Here is a 6,016-nt window from a genome sequence, read left to right as displayed (position 1 = left end):
GGGGTCCCCGGATTTTCGCTCTGCGAAAATCCGGGGTCAGCGGATGGCGTCGGCCAGGGCCTGGGCGCGGGAGGTGGACTCCCAGGTGAAGTCGAGTTCCGGGCGTCCGAAGTGGCCGTAGGCGGCGGTCTGGGTGTAGATCGGCCGCAGCAGGTCCAGGTCCCGGATGATCGCGGCCGGCCGGAGGTCGAAGACGGCGGTCACGGCGTCCTGGATCCGCTCGTCGGGGACCACGCCGGTGCCGAAGGTCTCGACGAACAGGCCGACGGGGTGCGCCTTGCCGATGGCGTAGGCGATCTGCACCTCGCACCTGCGGGCGAGCCCGGCGGCGACGACGTTCTTGGCGACCCAGCGCATCGCGTACGCGGCGGACCGGTCGACCTTGGACGGGTCCTTGCCGGAGAAGGCGCCGCCGCCGTGGCGGGCCATCCCTCCGTAGGTGTCAACGATGATTTTCCGCCCGGTGAGGCCGGCGTCCCCCATGGGGCCGCCTACCTCGAACCGGCCGGTCGGGTTGACCAGCAGCCGGTGCCCGTCGGTGGCGATGTCGAGGGTGGCCAGCTCCGGGGTGACGACGAACTCGGCGATGTCGGGCGCGAGCAGGGTGTCGAGGTCGATGTCGGCCGCGTGCTGGGTGGAGACGACGACGGTGTCCAGCCGCACCGGCCGGCCGTCGGCGTACTCGATGGTGACCTGGGTCTTGCCGTCGGGGCGCAGGTAGCCGATCCGGCCCTCCTTGCGGACGGCGGACAGGCGCCGGGCGAGCCGGTGGGCGAGCGCGATCGGCAGCGGCATCAGCTCGGGGGTCTCGTCGCAGGCGTAGCCGAACATCAGGCCCTGGTCGCCGGCGCCCTGGCGGTCGAGCTCGTCCTCGCCGGAGCCGCCCACCCGGGCCTCGTGGGCGGTGTCGACGCCCTGGGCGATGTCGGGCGACTGCGACCCGATCGACACGCTCACCCCGCAGGAGGCGCCGTCGAAGCCCTTCTTGGACGAGTCGTAGCCGATCTCCAGCACGCGCTCGCGGACGACGGCGGCGATGTCCACATAGGTGTCCGTGGTGACCTCACCGGCGACGTGGACCTGGCCGGTGGTGATCAGCGTCTCGACCGCGACCCGGCTGCGCGGGTCGTCTTTGATCATCGCGTCGAGGATGGAGTCACTGATCTGGTCAGCGATCTTGTCCGGATGTCCCTCGGTAACGGACTCGGAAGTGAACAGGCGCGTCGCCACGTCATGACCCCCTGGGAGATCCAGTCTGATTCGGGCGAAGTCTACCGGCGGGTACCGGCGGGCAGGCCGACAACGGAGCCATCCGCTACAGCGAGTCGCGTCACGACCAGGTCGAGCACCTGGTGCGCGAGCAGGTCCTTGCTGGTCCGTTCGATGGCGGTCTGGGTGCCGTCCGCGCCGAGGACCACGGCGGCGTTGTGGTCGACCTCGAAGCCGAGCCCGTCGCCGACCTGGTTGACGACCAGCAGGTCGGCTTTCTTGCGGGCGAGCTTCTCCCGGCCGAGGGCCACGATGTCCACGCCCGGCCTGCCGGTCTCGGCGGCGAAGCCGACGAGCAGCTGGCCCGGCCGGCGGGCGGCGACGAGCTCGGCCAGCACGTCGGGGTTGTGTGCCAGCGCCACCGGCTCGGGGACACCGTCACCTTTTTTGATCTTGTAGGACGCCCGTGCCACGGGCCGGAAGTCCGCGACCGCGGCCGCCATGATCACAACATCGGCCTGGGCTGCCTGGGCGTGCACGGCCTCGCGCAGCTGCGCGGTCGACACCACCGGGATGGTGCGCGCCCCGGCGACGTCCGGCAGCGCCACGTTGGCCGCCACCACGACGGTCTGCGCGCCCCGGGCGAGCGCGGCCCTGGCCAGTGCGTAGCCCTGGCGTCCGCTGGAGGAGTTGCCCAGGAAGCGGACGGGGTCGAGATGCTCCCGGGTGCCGCCGGCGCTGACGACGACCCGCCGGCCGGCGAGATCCAGCACCGTGCCCGCCGACGCGCCACCGGCCAGGACGCTGCCCGCCGGCGCGCTGCCCGCCGTCCCGGAACGGGCCGGCGCGGAACGGGCCAGCGCCGAGCGGGCCAGCACGGAACGGGCCAGCGCGGCGATCTCCGCCGGTTCCGGCAGCCGGCCGGCACCGGAGTCCGCGCCGGTCAGCCGGCCCACGGCCGGGTCGACGACCAGGCAGCCACGGGAGCGCAGCGTGGCCACGTTGGCCACGGTGGCCGGGTGCTCCCACATCTCGGTGTGCATGGCCGGGGCGAACATCACCGGGCACCGGGCGGTGAGCAGGGTGGCGGTGAGCAGGTCGTCGGAGCGTCCGGTGGCGGCGCGGGCGAGCAGGTCCGCCGTGGCGGGGGCGACGAGCACCAGGTCGGCCTCCCGGCCGAGCCGGACGTGCGCCACCTCGGCCGCGTCGGTCCAGACGTCGGTGGCCACCGGATGCCCGGACAGCGCCGCCCAGGTCGGCTCGCCGACGAAGCGCAACGCCGCCGCGGTGGGCACGACCCGCACGTCGTGGCCGGTCTCGGTGAGCTGGCGCAGCACCTCGACCGCCTTGTAGGCGGCGATCCCGCCGGAGACTCCCAGCACGACGCGGGGACGCCGCACAGCCGCGGGAGCGGCGGTACCGGTGCCGCCGCCGGCACCATTGCCGTTGCCATTGCCGGCGGTGTTGGCGGTGCCGGCGGGCGTGTCAGCGGACATCAGCGGTCATGTCCCGGTGGAACGGGTGCCCCGGTGGCCCCGGACGCCCCGGGCGTCCCGCGTCCGGGGTACCGGATGTCCTGGTGCCGGCACCGGGCGTCCCCGCGGTACCCGCAGGTGCGCCGACGGCGTGTGCGGCACCGGGACGTGGGTGGCGCGGGGGCCGACATGTGACTGGCATGCGGCTGTCGGAGGGCGCCGGCGCTCAGGAGGCCGGCGGCAGGGGCTCGCCGACGGTCTCGTGCGTCAGCAGACCCGCGTTGATCTCGCGCAGCGCGATGGACAGCGGCTTCTCCTGGGCGCTGGCGGTGTCGACCAGTGGGCCGACGTACTCCAGCAGGCCCTCACCGAGCTGCGAGTAGTAGGCGTTGATCTGCCGGGCCCGCTTGGCCGCGTAGATCACCAGACTGTACTTGGAGTCGGTGGCTTCCAGGAGCTCGTCGATCGGCGGGTTGGTGATGCCCTCGGGCTGCGCGACAGTGCCGGACACGGTGTCCTTCCGCAAACACGGGGCTGTCAGCCCGCTGACGGGCCGACAGCATGGTCAGGATGGTCAGGATGTGGTCGTGGAGAACGATGTGGTCGTGAGGAACGGGGTCAGGGCGGGCGCTCGGGACCGCGGCGGCCCCGCCGGAGCGGCTCACGGCCCCGCGGCCCGGGGCCGTGAGCCGCGGGCTGGTGGGCGTCCGCACCCTCAGCAGTATTCTCGGACCACGACGCCCTCGGACCACAACGGTACGGCCTGTCCACAGTAGAGCAGGCGACAGTGGAGCAGGCGACGCCGGGAGGGCAGGCGCGGCCAGGCGGCCCGCGGCCCAGCCCAGCCGGCCCAGCCCAGCCCAGCCGCGGCGCTAGTCGGTGTCCATCAGGGCCACCAGCCGGGCCGCGGCCCCGGCCACGTCGTCGTTGACCACCACCGCGTCGAACTCGGATTCGGCGGCAAGCTCGGTGCGGGCCCGGCCGAGGCGGCGTTCGATCACCTCCGGCGGCTCCGTGCCGCGTCCGGTGAGCCGGCGGACCAGCTCCTGCCAGGACGGTGGTGCGAGGAAGACAAACCGGGCGTCGGGAATACCCGCACGTACCTGACGGGCGCCCTGGAGCTCGATTTCCAGCAGGCACGGCACCCCTTCGGCGAGACGGGCCGCCAGCGGCGCGCGGGGGGTTCCATAGGCATGACCGGCGAACATCGCGTGCTCAAGAAGCTCACCCTTCTTGACCATCAGGGTGAACTCCTCGGCATCGACGAAGTGATACTCCACCCCGTCGGTCTCCCCCGGGCGCGGCGCTCGTGTCGTGCAACTGACCGAAACCCAGACCTCGGGGTGACGTCGGCGTACCTCGGCGACGACTGTCCCTTTCCCGACGCCTGACGGACCGGACAGAACGGTGAGCCGCATCCATACACCGTAGTGTGCCGCGGCCACACACTCAAAAGAACATGATCGGCCCGGCTGTGGCCGGGCTGTGGCCCCGGCCCCGGCCGTGGCCGTGGCCGTGGCCGTGGCCGTGGCCGGACGGTGTACCGCCCGGCGCGCGACCCACCGTGGCGACCACCGGTCGGCCCGGTCGGCCCGGGTCGCGCGCGGCCCGCGGCCGTCCGCCCGCCGGCTCCCGCACCGGCTGGCCGCGCCCGGCTCGCCGGTGCGCATGCCCGGTGGCGCGCCGGCGAAGAAAAGTCGGTACGGCGGCCCGGCGCGGTGTGCCTGTCACCATTGCCCACCATTGCCGGGACGCCGTACCAGCCTCGCTGTGCCCAGGGATATGTCATGTGCCTGCCGGCCACCGGTGGTGCTCAGGAACCCGCGAACTCCTGAACCAGTGCGGCACGCTGTTTGGCACCCAGGCCGCGCAGGCGACGGCTGTCGCTGATCGCGAGCCGCTCCATGATCCTTGTGGCGCGGACGCGGCCGACGCCGGGCAGGGATTCCAGAACAGCGGCCACCTTCATCTTTCCGATGACCTCGTCGGTATCGGCTCTCTCCAGGACGGACGCGAGGGACACTTCCGCCTTCTTGAGCCGTCCCTTGAGTTCCGCACGCTGCTTACGCGCCAACGCAGCTTTCTCGAGGGCAGCAGCCCTCTGCTCGGGCGTGAGGGGCGGCAGGGGCACGGGTACGCCTCCTTCTTTGGGGTGATCACGGCGCCGCGCAAACTAGCGAATAACGGGTGTCTCGGTCCAGCCGGCGGTACGGGCACATCCGCGGACTATTGTCCACAGGACGGGGTCCATACGTTGGCCTGAATCGGGTTGCCGCCACACGCGCCCTTTGCTTTCGGTCGCTCGCGGACCACCGTACCGGGCAGATCCCCTCGAGATGGCCGGAGTGGGGCCTGTGTGATGTCACACCAGGTCAGCGGCACCGTGGCCGGGTCGCCATCCGGCCACGAACCGGGCCGCGGCAGCCCCCGGATCGTCGGTGGCAATGATCGGACGGCCGACCACGAGAAGATCGGAACCTGCGTCGACAGCTTCGGCGGGTGTTGCGGCACGCGCCTGATCATCGGGCCGCGACCCCGCCGCACGGATGCCAGGTGTGATAAGAGTCACATCATTTCCAACTTCCGAACGGACCGCGGCGACCTCCCGGGGGCTGCACACCACCGCGCGCGCGCCCGCGGCCACCGCCAGTGCCGCGAGCCTGCGCACGACGTCCAACGGCGTCCCGGCGAACCCGACGGCGGCCAGCTCCGCGCCCCCCAGGGAGGTCAGGACGGTCACCGCGGCGACCTCGACGTCGGGCGCGGCGTCGACCGCGGCGCGCACCATCGCCGTGCCCCCGGCGGCGTGCACCGTCACGTACCGGGGCGCCAGCCGGGCCACGGAGCGCATCCCCGCGGCCACCGTGTTGGGGATGTCGTGCAGCTTGAGGTCGAGGAACAGCCCGACACGCTCCTCGGCAGCCTGGGCCCCGGCAGCACGGGCCGTGGGGCCGGCAGCGGAGGCGGTGGGGCCGGCAGCGGAGGCAGTGGGGACACCGGGGACAGGGGGCCCGCCGGCGCCCGGCCCGTCCGCGGCCGTGCCAGGCGGGCGCCCTGTCCCGCGTGGCACGTGCGCTGTCTCGCGCGGCACGTCCGTGGCCAGGTCCCGCAGGGCCGTCACGATGCCGGGGCCCTCCCGGTGGAACAGCCCCAGGCCCACCTTCAGGACGGCCACGTGCGGGGCCACCGCCGCGGCCAGCCGCAGGGCGGACGGCCCGTCGGGCACGTCCAGCGCGACCGCCAGGGGTGGGCGTGACGTCCAGGTGCCCACCCGGGTCCGAGGGAACGCGGTCATCCGGCCTCCGTCATCCGCACGCCGTCATCCGGCCACC

6 protein-coding genes are annotated in these 6,016 nt (G+C 73.0%); all 6 read right to left on the bottom strand.

The window, feature by feature from the left end; all coding sequences use genetic code 11:
• Positions 1-36: 36 nt before the first annotated feature.
• The 6 genes from metK to pyrF all read right to left on the bottom strand — a co-directional run bounded on the left by metK (position 37) and on the right by pyrF (position 5,979).
• Positions 37-1,230: a methionine adenosyltransferase gene (metK, locus tag AC5LUJ_RS04480; protein ID WP_250287302.1), complete on the bottom strand. Its 1,194-nt coding sequence runs from the start codon at positions 1,228-1,230 to the stop codon at positions 37-39.
• Between the two features lie 41 nt (positions 1,231-1,271).
• Entirely contained in the window at positions 1,272-2,705 is a 1,434-nt protein-coding gene (locus AC5LUJ_RS04475; RefSeq protein ID WP_493464502.1) for a bifunctional phosphopantothenoylcysteine decarboxylase/phosphopantothenate synthase, read from the bottom strand.
• 205 nt (positions 2,706-2,910) lie between these two features.
• Positions 2,911-3,195 carry a DNA-directed RNA polymerase subunit omega gene (gene rpoZ, locus AC5LUJ_RS04470; protein ID WP_013874507.1) on the bottom strand — a complete coding sequence of 95 codons (285 nt, stop codon included), beginning with the start codon at positions 3,193-3,195 and terminating at the stop codon, positions 2,911-2,913.
• A 361-nt stretch (positions 3,196-3,556) separates the two neighbouring features.
• Positions 3,557-4,102 (bottom strand): guanylate kinase, encoded by a 546-nt coding sequence (gmk, locus tag AC5LUJ_RS04465; RefSeq protein ID WP_250287306.1) that lies wholly within the window; start codon positions 4,100-4,102, stop codon positions 3,557-3,559.
• Between the two features lie 395 nt (positions 4,103-4,497).
• The gene (mihF, locus tag AC5LUJ_RS04460) at positions 4,498-4,815 is read right to left on the bottom strand and encodes an integration host factor, actinobacterial type (protein WP_250284822.1); all 318 of its coding nucleotides are present in this window, start codon (positions 4,813-4,815) and stop codon (positions 4,498-4,500) included.
• Positions 4,816-5,046: 231 nt separating this feature from the next.
• Positions 5,047-5,979, bottom strand: a complete 933-nt coding sequence (gene pyrF / locus AC5LUJ_RS04455) for an orotidine-5'-phosphate decarboxylase (RefSeq protein ID WP_250284821.1) — start codon at positions 5,977-5,979, stop codon at positions 5,047-5,049.
• Between the last annotated feature and the right edge of the window lie 37 nt (positions 5,980-6,016).

Source organism: Protofrankia sp. CiP1_Cm_nod3, from assembly GCF_982290655.1.
Note: the sequence above shows the minus strand (reverse complement) of the source record. Positions and strands in the feature narration are given on the sequence as shown.

Excerpts from the sequence above, each read along its gene's own strand:
- AC5LUJ_RS04475 (WP_493464502.1), bottom strand. The coding sequence starts at position 2,705 with ATGTCCGCTGACACGCCCGCCGGCACCGCCAACACCGCCGGCAATGGC.
- gmk (WP_250287306.1), bottom strand. The coding sequence starts at position 4,102 with ATGCGGCTCACCGTTCTGTCCGGTCCGTCAGGCGTCGGGAAAGGGACA.
- pyrF (WP_250284821.1), bottom strand. The coding sequence starts at position 5,979 with ATGACCGCGTTCCCTCGGACCCGGGTGGGCACCTGGACGTCACGCCCA.